At 44.0% G+C, this 14,755-nt stretch carries 11 protein-coding genes; 7 read left to right on the top strand and 4 right to left on the bottom strand.

What is annotated here, in order from left to right:
- Positions 1-4 precede the first annotated feature (4 nt).
- From CWD77_RS05975 to CWD77_RS05965, 3 genes are all read left to right on the top strand, one after another.
- Positions 5-772, top strand: coding sequence for a hypothetical protein (locus tag CWD77_RS05975; RefSeq protein ID WP_133120191.1), 768 nt, complete (start codon positions 5-7; stop codon positions 770-772).
- Positions 773-916: 144 nt separating this feature from the next.
- Positions 917-1,996: a peptide chain release factor 1 gene (prfA, locus tag CWD77_RS05970; RefSeq protein WP_101072349.1), complete on the top strand. Its 1,080-nt coding sequence runs from the start codon at positions 917-919 to the stop codon at positions 1,994-1,996.
- 60 nt (positions 1,997-2,056) lie between these two features.
- Complete coding sequence (locus CWD77_RS05965; protein ID WP_101072348.1) at positions 2,057-2,668, top strand: inorganic pyrophosphatase; 612 nt, start codon at positions 2,057-2,059, stop codon at positions 2,666-2,668.
- A gap of 664 nt (positions 2,669-3,332) precedes the next feature.
- On the opposite strand, the gene paaZ is transcribed toward CWD77_RS05965, so the two are convergent.
- Entirely contained in the window at positions 3,333-5,372 is a 2,040-nt protein-coding gene (gene paaZ, locus CWD77_RS05960) for a phenylacetic acid degradation bifunctional protein PaaZ (protein ID WP_101072347.1), read from the bottom strand.
- 843 nt (positions 5,373-6,215) lie between these two features.
- Positions 6,216-7,490: an APC family permease gene (locus CWD77_RS05955; protein WP_206017951.1), complete on the bottom strand. Its 1,275-nt coding sequence runs from the start codon at positions 7,488-7,490 to the stop codon at positions 6,216-6,218.
- A gap of 185 nt (positions 7,491-7,675) precedes the next feature.
- Between CWD77_RS05955 and CWD77_RS05950 the strand changes: the two genes are divergently transcribed.
- Positions 7,676-8,821, top strand: coding sequence for an AI-2E family transporter (locus CWD77_RS05950; protein WP_101072344.1), 1,146 nt, complete (start codon positions 7,676-7,678; stop codon positions 8,819-8,821).
- Positions 8,822-9,023: 202 nt separating this feature from the next.
- On the top strand, positions 9,024-10,067 hold the full coding sequence (locus CWD77_RS05945) for a flavin monoamine oxidase family protein (RefSeq protein WP_101072343.1): 1,044 nt from the start codon (positions 9,024-9,026) through the stop codon (positions 10,065-10,067).
- A 32-nt stretch (positions 10,068-10,099) separates the two neighbouring features.
- On the opposite strand, the gene CWD77_RS15615 is transcribed toward CWD77_RS05945, so the two are convergent.
- Positions 10,100-10,336, bottom strand: a complete 237-nt coding sequence (locus tag CWD77_RS15615) for an SEC-C metal-binding domain-containing protein (RefSeq protein ID WP_206017950.1) — start codon at positions 10,334-10,336, stop codon at positions 10,100-10,102.
- Positions 10,337-10,514: 178 nt separating this feature from the next.
- Here CWD77_RS15615 and CWD77_RS05935 point away from each other — a divergent pair, with 178 nt between their 5' ends.
- The gene (locus tag CWD77_RS05935) at positions 10,515-11,843 is read left to right on the top strand and encodes an amidohydrolase family protein (protein WP_101072342.1); all 1,329 of its coding nucleotides are present in this window, start codon (positions 10,515-10,517) and stop codon (positions 11,841-11,843) included.
- Positions 11,844-12,349: 506 nt separating this feature from the next.
- Positions 12,350-12,766 carry a DoxX family protein gene (locus tag CWD77_RS05930; protein ID WP_101072341.1) on the top strand — a complete coding sequence of 139 codons (417 nt, stop codon included), beginning with the start codon at positions 12,350-12,352 and terminating at the stop codon, positions 12,764-12,766.
- Between the two features lie 205 nt (positions 12,767-12,971).
- On the opposite strand, the gene CWD77_RS05925 is transcribed toward CWD77_RS05930, so the two are convergent.
- A complete protein-coding gene (locus CWD77_RS05925; RefSeq protein WP_101072340.1) occupies positions 12,972-14,627 on the bottom strand; it encodes a formate--tetrahydrofolate ligase in 1,656 nt (551 codons plus the stop codon).
- Positions 14,628-14,755: the final 128 nt, after the last annotated feature.

Below are 14,755 nucleotides of genomic sequence, written 5' to 3'. Positions count from 1 at the left end.
TGCTATGAGACGTTATTTACCTTTACTACTCCTTATAAGTACTTTTTTTTATTCCTGTACATCATCAACGGAGCCGGATGATTCAATTGCTTCAGATATTCCTCTTTCAACATCAGACTCGGCAACGGATGTGAATGGCAATGTGTATGAAGTTGGCTATAGTGAAACGGAAGAGAATTTGATTCATCCTGTAGTCCGGAAATTTGATGCAAACGGGGAGCTGATATGGGAGATCGAGCATGATAACTCAACCGTGGATGTTCGTGCAGAAATCGTAACCCTGGATTCTCAAAGCAGGCCGTGGATTGTATTTTCTCTGGATGGCGGAAGCAGCAGCAACAGCTATATCACACTGAGAGCATCATCCGAAAATGCATTTAACGGTGTTTTCCAGCCAAATTATGGACAGGGCGGAGGGCCGAGAGTAAGCCTGATTGCACGACTCAACCCGGAAAATGGAATAATGGAAAGAGGTACGTTTGTCACGGCCAGGCTGAACAATGGAAATACAAATACCCTGCAAATTCGGGGAATTGGAGTTGCGGATGGTTTTGTACGAGTTCAAGCTGAATCGGCATTTAGGCCACCTCATACCGGCACTACATTTGTGCCACATCCGGAGGCCGGAGAATTTGGTCCTTGCGGCAGTTTTTTGGTTCAAATCGATTTTACTGAACTGCTTGGGGAAATTGCAGAGAGTGATCTGATGACAATTCAAGAAGCTTCTGCTCTGCCAAACACGGTATGGAATGCAGACTGCAGCATTAAGTAGATCAAAAAATAAATCTGAGTTTTCGCTTATCCGTTTTTTCAAAGCTTAAAACTTCCATAGGCAGTTATGATTAGTTGTAATTAAATAGTTCGATTAAAGCTCATAATTCAATATCTTTCCGCTCTATTAAAAACAAGATTTTGAATGGATTTAGAAGACAAATTACAGCAGATCAAAGAGCGGTACGACGAGATTAATCAGGCAATGGCTGATCCTGCAATTTATGATCGCCCCTCTGAATATGCTGAGCTTACCAAAGAACACACGCAACTCAAGGAACTGGTTGAGGATTTCGATCGATGGAAGGAGATCAATAAACTCCTTGAAGGAAACACGGAGTTGATTGAAGCCAATGAAGATGCCGAGATTACTGAAATTGCGCGAGAAGAAAATAAAGAGTTAAAACGTGAGCTTGAAGAGCTGGAAGAAGCGATCAAGTTTAAACTCATTCCTAAAGATCCGGACGATTCCAAGAACTGTATCATCGAGATACGGGCTGGAACCGGTGGCGATGAAGCAGCTATCTTTGCCGGCGATCTTTTTGATATGTACCGGCGGTATGCCGATTCTCAGGGATGGAAACTGAATTTACTCTCTATTACGGAAAGTGATAAAGGTGGATTTAAAGAGATTGTTTATGAACTTTCGGGTACTGAAGTATTTGGTAAGATGAAGTATGAGAGTGGCGTACACCGAGTTCAGCGGGTTCCGGAAACGGAGTCTCAGGGGCGTGTTCATACATCAGCGGCTACGGTTGCTGTACTTCCGGAAGTGAATGATGATGTTGAAATCAATCTGGATATGAAAGATATCCGAGTGGACACTTTCCGGTCGAGTGGAGCGGGAGGGCAGCATGTGAATAAAACCGACTCGGCGATTCGATTAACTCACGAGCCTTCGGGTGTTGTTGTTGAGTGTCAACAAGAGCGCTCACAGCATCAAAACAAAGATAAAGCATTAGTTATGCTGAAGACCAAGCTGTACGATATGGAGATGGAGAAGATCCGGTCTGAACGTGCAGCTGATAGAAAAAGCCAGGTTTCTACCGGGGACCGTAGTGCGAAAATCAGAACGTACAATTACCCACAGGGACGATGTACAGATCACCGTATCAATCTGACGCTTTACAACCTTGATGATATTATGAAGGGAGATATAGATGATATTATCAATGCACTGCGACTGGAAGACAACCTGGAAAAACTGAATGCAATCATGCAGTAAATAATTGAAAGATATTCAGTTAGCTAATCAAACAAAAAGTTTAAAAAAATTAAGAATACAGTGAATTTCCCAAACCCTTTTTATCGATGGCGCCCGCATCCATGGCACGGCCTGGAAGTTGGCGAAGGATCACCGCAAGTTGTAAACGCCTTTATTGAGGTAACATCATTTGATGCAATTAAATACGAAGTTGATAAACTGACCGGTTACATGCGTGTGGATCGCCCGCAGCGCAGTTCATCCATGCCGCCATCACTCTATGGATTTATTCCGAGAACGTACTGTGGTGAGCGCATTGGCGGACTTTCAGAACATACCGACAAAGGTGACGGCGATCCGCTCGATATTTGTGTACTAAGTGAGCGTCCGATTGACCGTGCCGAGGTGATTTTAACTGCCCGTGTAATTGGCGGTCTCCACATGATTGATAACGGTGAAGCAGATGATAAGATCATCTCTGTTTTGGATAACGACCGATATTACAAAGATGTGAAAGATGTTTCTGATTTGCCTGAAGTTATTGTTGAGCGTTTGCGTCACTACTTTGGTACCTACAAACTAATTCCCGGTAAAGACTCCGATGTATTTGTAGATCGTGTATATGACCGGGAATATGCTGAGAAAGTGATTGAAGCCTCCATGGCCGATTATCAGGATATGTTTGGCGAGTAGGTTGATTGTAGAACGGGTCGTCAGCCCCGTTCATTATTTCTTTTAGTCAAGACATGGTATCTCTATGATTATGCGGTGACTAAATTTGAGGTAATCTTAGTTAGGAGCTGTATTTTTCTATCGGATACTAACAGAGATACCATGTCTGATAAACCGGCCATGAATGACCGGCCTGTCTTCCAAAGCTTCAGCGCAGGTAGACTCGTATGTGATGCCCATCGGTTGATGGGCATTTTTGTTTGTTGGAACGGTGTGGCAAAAAATTGAGGATACGGCTTCGAGGCATTCCGGATTGTTGTTAAAGCATTAATGTATTTCAAAAATTATCTCAGGAAGAATAACCCTGTCAGGGGTGATCAGATAATAGCCCGGGGTTTTAACCCCGGGAAATAGAGACAGGATAAAATCACCGCCGAACAGAGGGAGATGTTTGAAAGAGAGAAGCTATATTGAGGCGTCCAAAGGAAATCTTAGTATAACGGGGCTGACGACAAGACGAAACTATGTACTGTTTGGTATACCGGCCATAAATGACCGGCCTGTCTTCCAAAGCTTCAGCGCAGGTAGACTCGTATATGATGCCCATCGGTTGATGGGCATTTTTTTAGTTGAGTGATTCCTATTCGTGGCACGACTTTGAGTCGTGCCACGAATAATTTGATCTTCAGTCCAAATCCATATCCAATCGATTCTGCCGTTTTACTAAGGTCAGGATGGTATACTCTGCAACCAGTTCTTCATTCTGGTTGGTAACCTGTACATCAAACCAAACCATTCCGTAGGGTTCTTTATCGGTTTCCCGTTTTTGGCGAACCGTTTTCTTTTTCACGATCAGCTTGGCCTGGATGGTATCTCCGGGATAGACCGGCGCTACAAACCTCAAATCTTCAAGTCCGTAGTTGAGCATTACCGGACCGGGAGCCGGGTGAACAAACATTCCCGCAGCTGCAGATAGGACGAAATATCCGTGTGCCACACGTTTCCCGAAAAGAGAATCTTTGGCGGCTACATCATCAAAGTGAGCATAAAAGTGGTCGCCGCTTAATCCGCCAAAATTGACAATATCGGCTTCTGTAACGGTTCTTCTGTGAGTTGTGAGTGCTTCACCGACAGTCAGATCCTCAAAATACTTTTTGAATGGATGAACTTCCGATTCCTTTGTTTCTGCACCTTTTACATACTGCTGAACGATGTTCATAATGGTTGTGGGTGATCCCTGAAGTGCAACTCTCTGCATATTGTGCAGTACTGCCCGGGCACCGCCAAGCTCTTCACCGCCTCCGGCATGACCGGGTCCGCCGTGAACCATATGAGGCATCGGAGAACCGTGTCCGGTCGACTCTTTGGCAGAGTGCCGGTTGATAATCATAAATCGACCGTGGTAAGGTGCGCAGCCGAGCGTAATAACGCGCGCTACATCATCATCGTTGGTAAAAAGAGAACCGACCAGCGATCCGTCCGCTTTATTGGCAATTGTAATTGCCTCATCAATATTTTCGTAGGGCAGGAGTGTTGTGACCGGACCGAATGCCTCAATGGTATGCACTTCATCCACAGTAACCGGCGTTTTGCAAAGCAGAACTTTTGGCGAGGTAAAAGCATCTTTTTCGTCACCTCCTGTGGTATAGATGGTATCTGTGACATCTATCAATTTTTGAAGCTGTTCACCAAATCTTGTTGCTTGTTCCGAGCTGGCTAGCGGGCCCATTCGGGTATCCTCGGAAGCCGGGTCACCGATGGTGGTTTTTTGAAGTCTGATTTTGAGCGCTTCAGCAACATCATCCACCAAATCTTTTGGAATAATGGTTCTGCGGATAGCTGTACATTTCTGTCCGGTTTTTACCGTCATCTCGTTGGCCACCTCTTTCACAAAGAGCCCAAATTCTTCCATATCGGGAGTCACATCAGGTCCCAGGATGGAGCAGTTGAGGGAATCTGCCTCAAGATTAAACGGAATGCTGTTTTGTATGATATTCGGATGAGCCTTCAGTTTACGGCCGGTAAATGCAGATCCGGTAAATGAAACGGAATCTTGACTCTTCAGATGATCGAGCAGGTCGCCCGGAATATCCGCAGCGATAAATTGAACAGAACCTTCCGGCAGCAGTCCGGATTCGATCATCTTTTTGAAAACGGCATGAGCCAAAAATGAACCCATCGGTGACGGTTTGATAATGGATGGAACACCGGCAATGAATGCAGGGGCAAATTTTTCAAGCATTCCCCAAACCGGGAAGTTAAACGCGTTGATATGAACAGCCACACCGTGCTTGGGTACGCAAATGTGCTGACCAATGAATGTTCCGCCTCTTGATAGTCTTTCAACACCACCCTCTACGTGGAAAGGTAGATCCGAAAGTTCTATCCGAGCCTTACTGGAAAGCGTAAAGATTGATCCGATTCCACCTTCAATATCGATCCAGGAGTCGCGGCGGGTAGCACCGGTGTGTGTAGAGAGTTCGTAAAACTCCTCCTTGTGTTTCATCAGGTATTGGCCAAGGAATTTGATCTTAAACGCACGCTGGTGGATCGTCATCTCCCGGAGTTTTGGTCCACCCACGGTTCGTGCATATTCGCACATTCCTTTGTAGTCGAGGTTGCCTTCAATCAGAGTTGCGACTTTTTTTCCGTTTACAGCGCTGATCAGGTCGGTCTCTTTTCCTTTTTCGATCCAGTTTCCTTTTGCGTATGATGTGACTTTCATGTGATGGTAGTTTTATTCAATCCAATTTTTGATGAAGATAATAAATCGAGAGTTAAAACCTTGGGCGTGGTTATGTCTCATTTTTGATGTGATTCCAATTAATGATTGGGGCTATGTTTTTTTAATTTTTTTAATTCCGCCTCATTACTGATTTGATCTTCGAACAACGCCCTCTATTCGGCGGGGAGTTTGTTGCACTCGAAAACCCGGGCTTTGCACGGGGCTAAGATCTGATCGCTCTTTTAGAGCTTTGATCTTTTATCTATCAAATGACGTAAATGAATGAGTGACTCCCTAAAGACGATTATTTCGAGTTGATTTAATAGTGAAAGGAATTTTTTGGTTCTAATTGAAAATATTGTCCTGTAGGGACAACATGTGGGTAGATATATCCCAATGATACCTCATTTCTTCGCCGAACAGAGAGTTTGGATTGTGAGTTCTGAATAGAATTGAGGCGTTTTATTTAATATCCATTCACAAAAAAATCAGGAAAGTTCGATTCAAATTTTTTTAATCAAATAAACCAGCGCAAAATCGCCTCATATTTGAACGAATAATTATCAACGCTCTCTGTTCGGCGGTTTGAATCTTAGATACAATAAATTCTACCCATGTTACATCCCGATGGGATGTTGAAGATATATTTTGTCAAGAAGTGATAGCATAGAAATATGTATGAAATCCGGCTTTGCTTTTAAAAGATCGGTAGAAATTCTGTCCTGTAAGGACAGCATATAGGTAGAGAACGAATCGGCCCATATTTCAACGCCGAACAGAGTGCGTGTTTTGTGAGTGATAAGCAATTTTGAGGTGGTCTTCACAAACCTTTTTTGACCACCATCACCCCACAACAGATTTTGCAATTCTATGCCAGATCAAACCGATCAGGATCATTCCGATTCCCAGGAGAATGATCATGATATCAATCCAAAAGGCGAGAAAAAGGCATCCAAACAGGCCCATGACCGGAATCCATTTGGGATAGAGCCGAAGATCGTCCGGCATCATAAGAGCTGAAAGATTGGTGATTGAGTAGTAAATTAAAACGGTAAAAGCACTGAATGACCATGTAAATACCACATCACCGCTGAGAATGAGCAGGCCGATGACTACACCGGTTGCCAAAACAGCCGGTACAGGGCTTTGGGATTTTGGATTGATATGGGCTAAAATACCCGGAATATCTTTTCGTCGCCCCATGCTTAACATTACCCTCGACAGCCCGAGCAGTAAATTTAAAAGCACACCCAGCATCGCCGTGATTGCTGCAAAACTGATAACCGGTCCGATGTAGGGTAGTGAAAGAGTCTGAGCAACTTTCATGAGGGGAGCAGCTTCTCCTTCAACGGTGTTTCCAAATGCTTCTGCTCCCATAATATTCAAGCTCGTAAGGGTCACTGTGAGATACAATATGACAATGACAACCATCGCCAGAATGATCGATTTTGGAATGGTTTTTCGAGGTTCGGCAACTTCTTCACCCAGTGTGGCAATTCGTCCGTACCCAGTGTAGGCTACAAACATCAGTGCTGAAGCATAAAGCACGGATGATATGTCACTGCCATCAAACATATTGAAAATGGGATCGGTTGGGACTCCCTTTACAAAAAAACCTGCAATCACAAGTGCAGCGAGGCCCAAAAGTGTGATCGTGACAATGACTTTATTAGCAGCGTTGCTTCGGCTAATACCACCCGAAACCAAAAGGGTCATAATGAAAAGAATGACAATCCCGGATATTACCAAAGTAGAATTGGAAACTTCAATTTCGAACAGATAGAAGAGGTAGCTGGCGCATCCTAAAACGGCGGTTGCGGCAGATGCAGATTTGGCAATCAGAAACATCCACCCGGCTGTAAATCCAAAGTAGCTTCCCAGAAATCGATTTCCGTACTCATAAGTGCCACCGCTTACGGGATGAGCAGCAGCAAGCTGAGCGCTGCTTAAACCGTTAAAAGTTGCAAGAGCCGCTGCAATGATAATGGCGATGACTACACCGTTACCGGAGATTTGTGTAGCGATGGCAATACTTACAAAGATCCCGGTTCCCACAATGGATCCGAGTCCCATCAAAATGGCTCCGGGTGTCCGGATGTCGCGTCTTAGTTCCGTCACTATACTATCGAGTCAGGTTAGAAATGGAGTGAATGATCTTGAAAATTGTACTGAAATCATATTAACAGTGTGTTAAATCCAAGCATGTAACTTTATAGTGATCAAACTTTTCTGTTATGATGTTCCATCCGAATCGAATATTTTCAAACAGCTTACAACTGTAAATCTATCAACATAAAAGAGATATGAGTTTTGAAAATCGGTGGTACGTAAAATACACAACAGTCTTGCTCGGCTTGATTTTGACCGTCTACGTGATGATCGTGGCTAAGTCGATCCTTTTGCCCCTGTTGTTCGCTATTCTGTTATCGATACTTTTTGCTCCACTTGCCTCCTGGTTTGAGAAGTATAACGTGCCAAGAATACTGGCTGCACTTTTGGCGATGATCATCGGTTTGTCAGTCTTGGTCGGACTTGGGTATTTCTTTTATACTCAGATAACAGCTTTTGTGGATGATGTAGATCTGATTAAATCTCGCACTGAGGAGCTTCTGGCCGGGATGGAAGATTTCCTGGTCACCTGGTTTGATTTTGAAGGGTTTGTGGATTTGGAAGATCTTGAAGGACTGTTTGTAGAATTTGTTCGTGAAAATTCAGGAACCCTGGGTAAAGGAGTAGCCGGAGCAGTATCTATGGTGACGACAACCTTCCTGGTGCCTGTTTTCATGTTTATGTTTCTCATTTTCCGAGACTTTCTGAAAACATTTTTTCTGAAATTATTTGGCAGAAAAAGTGACATGCACGAAGATAAAGTCAAAACTATAATTGGCAATATTCAAGTTGTTGTTCAGAAATACATCACGGGTGTGATGATTGTTATTTCTATCCTCGCAGTTTTAAACAGTATTATGCTGTTGATTGTAGGAGTAAAACATGCAGTATTTTTTGGAGTATTTGCTGCTCTGCTAAATGTTATTCCTTTTATTGGACCGCTGTTTGGTTCAATTTTCCCGGTAATTTATTCGCTGCTAACAATGGATTCCCTGATCTATCCATTGATTATTGTCGCCGGATTTTATGTCATTCAAATATTTGAAGGAAATTTCTTTACTCCGGTAATTGTGGGCAATCAAGTGAGTATGAATGCTCTCATTGCACTACTTCTTCTGTTTTTGGGAGCACAGATCTGGGGTTTGGCCGGTATGATACTTTTCATTCCGCTAGGCGCCATTATGAAAGTGGTTTTTGACGAGATTGAATCCCTGCAGCCTTACGGATATCTGATTGGCCGTGTACCGGATGATCAAAAGGATAAAAAGGGAAAACTGGCTCAAAAGATCAGTGACCTGAAGGAGAAGGTTTCAAAAGATGGGGATGAGGAAGAAGAGTGATTTTAAGTTTTGATGTACTAAGTTTCAAATTCCAAATCACAATTTCCAAAAACCAAAATTTTGATCTCAACCCCTCACTTTTTTGTAAGTGTTGATGCTGGAATGATCCTATCATTGCTGCAAATGAATCTGCAAAATGAATTTCATCATCGTGGAATTATTCTGCGATTTACTAAGGTTGTAGCTCTTAAAAATAGGTTATATGAATAAAGAAGTCATCATCATCGGAGGAGGACTGGCCGGTCTGACGGCTGCCTATCTGCTTGAAAAGAAAAATATTTCATCGACTATCTTGGAGGCCAGGGATCGTTTGGGTGGACGAATTCATACCGCAAGACCCGACGATCATAAAAGAATGGAACTGGGAGCGACCTGGCTGGGTAAACAGCACAAATCATTGATTCAACTGCTGCAAGAGTTGGACCTTGATCTGGAAGAACAGCATCTGGGTGAAAAAGCCTTTTATGAATACATCTCCACTTCTCCGCCTCAATTGGTTCAGCTTCCCCCAAATGATGATCCCACCTGGAGAATTAAAGGTGGGACGGATCAGCTCATTGGGGTTCTTCAGGACAGACTGACTCAATCAGATATACGTACCGGTCAGATAGTTCTATCCATTCAAGAAACAGATAAGGTTGAAGTTCGAACCCAATCGACCGTTTACTATGCAGATTGTGTGATTACCACTTTACCTCCAAAGTTACTGGCAGACAGAATTGATTTTACTCCGGCTCTGCCAAAAGAATTACGTCAAATCTCAAATCAAACCCATACCTGGATGGGAGAGTCGATCAAGGTGGGTCTTTTTTATGACGAACCCTTTTGGCTGAAAGCAGATTCCAGCGGAACCATCATGAGTAATGTTGGACCGGTGAATGAGATGTACGATCATTCCGATCCTGAGAAGAAGTCGTTTGCCTTAAAGGGATTTCTGAATGGGGCGTATCACTCGGTCAGTCGCGAAGAGAGAAAAGAGATCATTTTGAACCAGCTCAGGAAATATTACGGTGACAAGGTTGACGGCTTCATACAGTATGAAGAAACGGTTTGGCGAAATGAGAGTTTTACATTTACAGATTACAGTGAATCCGTTCTGCCTCATCAGAATAACGGCCATGAAATATTTGGTCGCACATACTGGAATGGGAAACTTCTATTTGCCGGTGCTGAAACATCACCGATTTCACCGGGATATATGGACGGTGCAGTTGAAAGTGCAAAGAGGGTAGCTGACCAAATCTGAAGTCCACAAAACTTGAGCGGACTTCTTTAAAATTAGTGACAGTGTCCGTGTTCGGCAGACCAGTTAGTGCCGGGTGGGCAATCTTGCTGAGCATCTCCGCCTGAAAGGGCCAGTCCGACCAATACAAGACCCAAAATTAGAGCCACTGCAATTCCAATCATTCCAACTTTCGAAGATGTGCCGGATTGATCTTTCTTCATGTGACAGTTTTTATACTTTTTCCCACTTCCGCAGTGGCAGGGATCATTTCGGTCGGGTTTATTGGCCATGATAGAGTAATTAATTTAAAACTGTTTCAGCTAATAACGAGTATTTGTAAGATAATATCCAATCAATAAATATCATCTGTGATTTTTTACACCTTTTGATCAAATCATTCTCTGATGGCAAAATTGTTTCCCTAAAATTTTACAAATTAAAAAGATCCATCAATTAAATGTCAGAATTATGAAATTACCTATCTCAACTCTTCTCATGGTACTAATGACTCTGTTTTCCATTCAGATTCATGCTCAAACGGTTGTCTTTCAGGATGTGAATTTGCTTGCTATGGAAGATGATCGGGTTCAGAGTAATCAAACCGTCATCGTTAATGATGGGGTCATTGAATGGGTGGGTCCAGCAGCGGAGGCAGAGTTGCCTCGCGGTGCCGAAATTATTTCCGGTGAGTATTATCTGATGCCGGGTCTGGCTGAAATGCATGCTCATATTCCATCTGAACGACAGGGAGAAGAGTATGTAAACCAAGTGTTGAAAATGTATGTTTCGCAGGGAATCACAACCATCCGCGGAATGCTGGGCGAGCCTTCACACTTGGAACTGCAAGAAAAGGCGGCAAATGGTGAAATTGTGAGTCCAAGAATTTTCACGTCCGGTCCGTCGTTTAACGGAAACTCTGCAACCAACCCAGAACAAGCTCGTCAGATGGTGCGGGATCAGAAAGATGCCGGTTATGACCTTCTTAAATTGCATCCGGGCCTTTCACGTGAAGTGTTTGATGCCATGGCCGATGAAGCAAAAAAACAGGGTTTGGAGTTTTCAGGACACATCTCCTACGATGTTGGTCTGGAACGAACCCTTGAAGCAGGACAGGGTACGATTGATCACCTGGATCGATATATGGAATTTATGGCCGGTGAGGCCGCTAATCGTCCGGACCCAAATATCATCTATTTCGGGTATGATTTAACTCCCCACGCGGATGAATCACTCATTGATGAAGCTGCTCGGCGAACGGTTGAAGCCGGAGTATGGAATGTGCCAACCAATACGCTGCTGGAGAATGTATTCAATCTGGAGAACACCGTAGAAGTGATGATGGAATGGCCGGGTGTGAATACAATGCCTGAAAATGTGGTAAATGGCTGGAGAGAGTACATCGGTGATATTCGTTCATCGGACGATTATGATGCAGATCAAGCCCGGAAATTTCTGGAGATTCGAAAGAAACTGACGCTTGCCCTGCACGAATCCGGAGCGGGACTGCTACTCGGCGCGGATGCTCCACAAATTTTCAACCCACCGGGATATTCTGCCCATCGCGAGCTGGAGCTTTTGGTCGAATCCGGTCTGACTCCCTACGAGGCATTGAAAACTGGAACGGTCAACGTAGGTGAATATCTGGAAGAGCCGGGTCAAACCGGTAAGGTGGCTAAAGGGTATCGTGCTGATTTGCTGTTGCTCAGCAGCAATCCGCTGAACTCCATTCCATTCGGGGAGAATATCGAAGGCGTGATGGTGGGTGGAATATGGTATTGGAGCGGGGATTTGGACTGAGTTTGATCCGGGATTATATTCCCGGCTCGTATTTATTACCCATGAATGGGTAAGAGGCAATAGCCAATACTAAAAATGAATTGCGAATTAACGATTGACCGAACTGTGATGGACGATTCTGTATATCATCACTAACAAGTTTAGTTGTAACAAATACTTTGGACAACAGCACAAAATTTTCAACAGTTAAAGCTCCGAAGGAGCGATCAGAACGTAGCCCCGGGTGAAGCAAAGCGAAACCTGGGGGGGTAGAATGTCGGATAAACATTCCCGCCGAATAAAGAGCTTAGGTTGAAGTGCAAAACCGTCAGAGGCGGACACCGGTCAATCCTAATATTTATTCAACGAGCTGTATTTGCTGATGCCATGATCGGGAATAAATTCCCGGCTTGAATATGTAAGCCATGAATAGGTCATTCCAACAATTTGCAAAATTCAACTTTCGGATTAATTTATAGAAGTAGTTTGATATCAAACAATTAATCCAAAACAAACTGGAGACAGATATGAACGACTCAACTCTATCAAAAAATCATGATTTAGCGTTATTGCTGCTTCGAATCGGTGTAGCATTGGTTTTTGTAGTAGCCGGTTGGGGCAAACTGAATGGCATTGAAGGTGTGCAGGGATTTTTTGGTGATTTAGGTATACCAATGGCAGGTATTATGGCATGGGTTGTAGCCTTGACGGAATTTGTAGGTGGCCTTATGGTACTTTTTGGGGTCAAAGCTCGCATTCCAAATTTACTGTTAGCCTTCATTATGGTAGTGGCAATTTTTACTACCAAACTGGGGGATTTCGATATTTCGAGTGCAGGCGTTCGGGTTGATTTATTAATGTTAATTACTACGTTATCACTTGCACTTATGGGCAGCGGCAGGTTTTCCGTGGATGCCATGTTCCTTAATAAAAGTGAGGATTAGTACAGAATTATCAGCTAATACTGTTTAAGATAAAAACCCCTTCAGTCGTAAGATTAAAGGGGTTTTATTTTTCTTCAAAAGACCTGTAAGCGTTCCGCCGGTAGGCGGATCCTGACAGCGTCATAGATTAAACAATTGCCACAGAAACACGGAATGATACATAGAAACTCTTCCGTGCAATTCTGTGATTCCGTGGCTTAATCATTTAAAACAATCCGCTGATGTTTCCTTCCTCATCCACGTCCATATTGTAGGCGGCGGGTACTTTTGGAAGGCCGGGCATTAGCATCATGTTTCCGCAAACAACAACCAAAAACTCCGCTCCGGCTGAAAGGCGAATGTCTGTCACCGTCAGTGTCCAGTCCTTGGGTGCACCCAATTTATTTTTCTGATCACTCAGTGAACTCTGTGTTTTGGCGATGCAGACCGGCAGTTTGTCGTAGCCCATCCGCTTGAAACGGGACAGCTCTTTTTCAGCTTTCGTTTCAAAATAGATATCATCAGCACCGTAAATCTCTTTCGCAATGGTCATGATTTTTTCCTCAACCGGAAGCTCAACATCGTAAATTGGTTTAACATCCGAAGGCGTTTCTGCCGCTTTCACAACCTCTTTAGCCAGCTTTGCGGTTCCTTTTCCGCCATCCTTAAATGCCGTATGGGGGACACAGGCCACACCTTGTTGTGAGCACCAATTCTGAATCCAGGCGATCTCCTTATCGGTGTCGTCATCAAACCGATTGATGGCTACCACCACATTTGCTCCAAATTTTCGGACATTCTCGATATGTTTTTCCAGATTTACGATTCCTTTTTCAAGTGCGGTCACATCTTCTTTGTTTATGTCGTCCATGCCCACACCGCCGTGCCACTTCAGTGCTTTTACGGTAGCAACCAGGACCACGGCCGATGGAAAGATTCCGGTCTGCCGCCCCACGATATCGAAGAATTTCTCCGCTCCGAGGTCAGCTCCGAATCCGGCTTCCGTTACGACGTAATCCGCAAATTTGAGCGCCATTCGGTTGGCTATCACGCTGTTGGTTCCGTGTGCGATGTTTGCAAACGGTCCGGCGTGAACCAGTACAGGGACACCTTCGGTTGTCTGAACCAAATTAGGCATAATCGCTTCATTCAGAACCACGGCCAGGGATTTCTCCGCCTGAAGATCTTTTGCCCGAACCGGCTCATCACTTCGGGTATATCCGATAATCATATTTCCAAGTCGTCGTTTCAGATCTTTTCGATTCTCGGTAAGTGCCAGTACGGCCATAATCTCAGAAGCGGCCGTGATGATAAAATTGGATTCTCTCGGTACTCCGTTCGGATATCCGCCAAGACCGATCACGACGTTTCGCAGCGCACGCTCGTTCATGTCCAGTGTACGATTCCAAACCGGACGGGTAAGGTCAATCTCTAAATCATTACCCTGATGAAGGTGGTTATCTACGATTGCCGCCAACAGGTTATGTGCCGTTGTGATAGCGTGCATATCCCCATTAAAGTGGAGGTTGATCCGCTCCATCGGCAATACTTCCGATTCACCGGCCCCGGTCGCTCCGCCTTTCATTCCAAAAACGGGTCCGATAGATGGCTCACGAAGAGTGATCATCGCATTTTTCCCAATCTCCTGAAGTCCTTGTCCCAGACCAATGCTGGTCAGTGTTTTTCCTTCTCCCGCGCGAGTGGGAGTGATCGCCGTAACCAGAATCAGTTTTCCATCCTGTTCTTTCTCACGATTTTTCAGGGCTTTCAACCTGATTTTACCGGTATATTTTCCATAGAATTCAAATTCGTCTTCTTGCAGATTCAGTTCAGCCATGAAATCTCTCATGTGCTTTAATCCGCCCTCTGTAGGTCTCTTCATGTTTGGTAGCTCCGTATGTTTTTTGCTAGAGTTTGATTTTTTGAGTCAAATTTTGAACTCAAAAAGTCCCCTCATTTTTAAGGAGGGGAGTGATCTATTCTAAAGTTAAGATTGAATTCAGGTTATCT

Source organism: Rhodohalobacter barkolensis, from assembly GCF_002834295.1.
Taxonomy (GTDB): Bacteria; Bacteroidota; Rhodothermia; order Balneolales; family Balneolaceae; genus Rhodohalobacter; species Rhodohalobacter barkolensis.
This window is presented reverse-complemented; position numbering and strand designations above follow the sequence as displayed.

What these genes read in the sequence shown, in the direction of transcription:
- CWD77_RS05975 (WP_133120191.1), top strand. Translation starts at nt 5, where the DNA reads ATGAGACGTTATTTACCTTTACTACTCCTTATAAGTACTTTTTTTTAT.
- prfA (WP_101072349.1), top strand. Translation starts at nt 917, where the DNA reads ATGGATTTAGAAGACAAATTACAGCAGATCAAAGAGCGGTACGACGAG.
- paaZ (WP_101072347.1), bottom strand. Translation starts at nt 5,372, where the DNA reads ATGAAAGTCACATCATACGCAAAAGGAAACTGGATCGAAAAAGGAAAA.
- CWD77_RS05950 (WP_101072344.1), top strand. Translation starts at nt 7,676, where the DNA reads ATGAGTTTTGAAAATCGGTGGTACGTAAAATACACAACAGTCTTGCTC.
- CWD77_RS05945 (WP_101072343.1), top strand. Translation starts at nt 9,024, where the DNA reads ATGAATAAAGAAGTCATCATCATCGGAGGAGGACTGGCCGGTCTGACG.
- CWD77_RS15615 (WP_206017950.1), bottom strand. Translation starts at nt 10,336, where the DNA reads ATGGCCAATAAACCCGACCGAAATGATCCCTGCCACTGCGGAAGTGGG.
- CWD77_RS05935 (WP_101072342.1), top strand. Translation starts at nt 10,515, where the DNA reads ATGAAATTACCTATCTCAACTCTTCTCATGGTACTAATGACTCTGTTT.
- CWD77_RS05930 (WP_101072341.1), top strand. Translation starts at nt 12,350, where the DNA reads ATGAACGACTCAACTCTATCAAAAAATCATGATTTAGCGTTATTGCTG.
- CWD77_RS05925 (WP_101072340.1), bottom strand. Translation starts at nt 14,627, where the DNA reads ATGAAGAGACCTACAGAGGGCGGATTAAAGCACATGAGAGATTTCATG.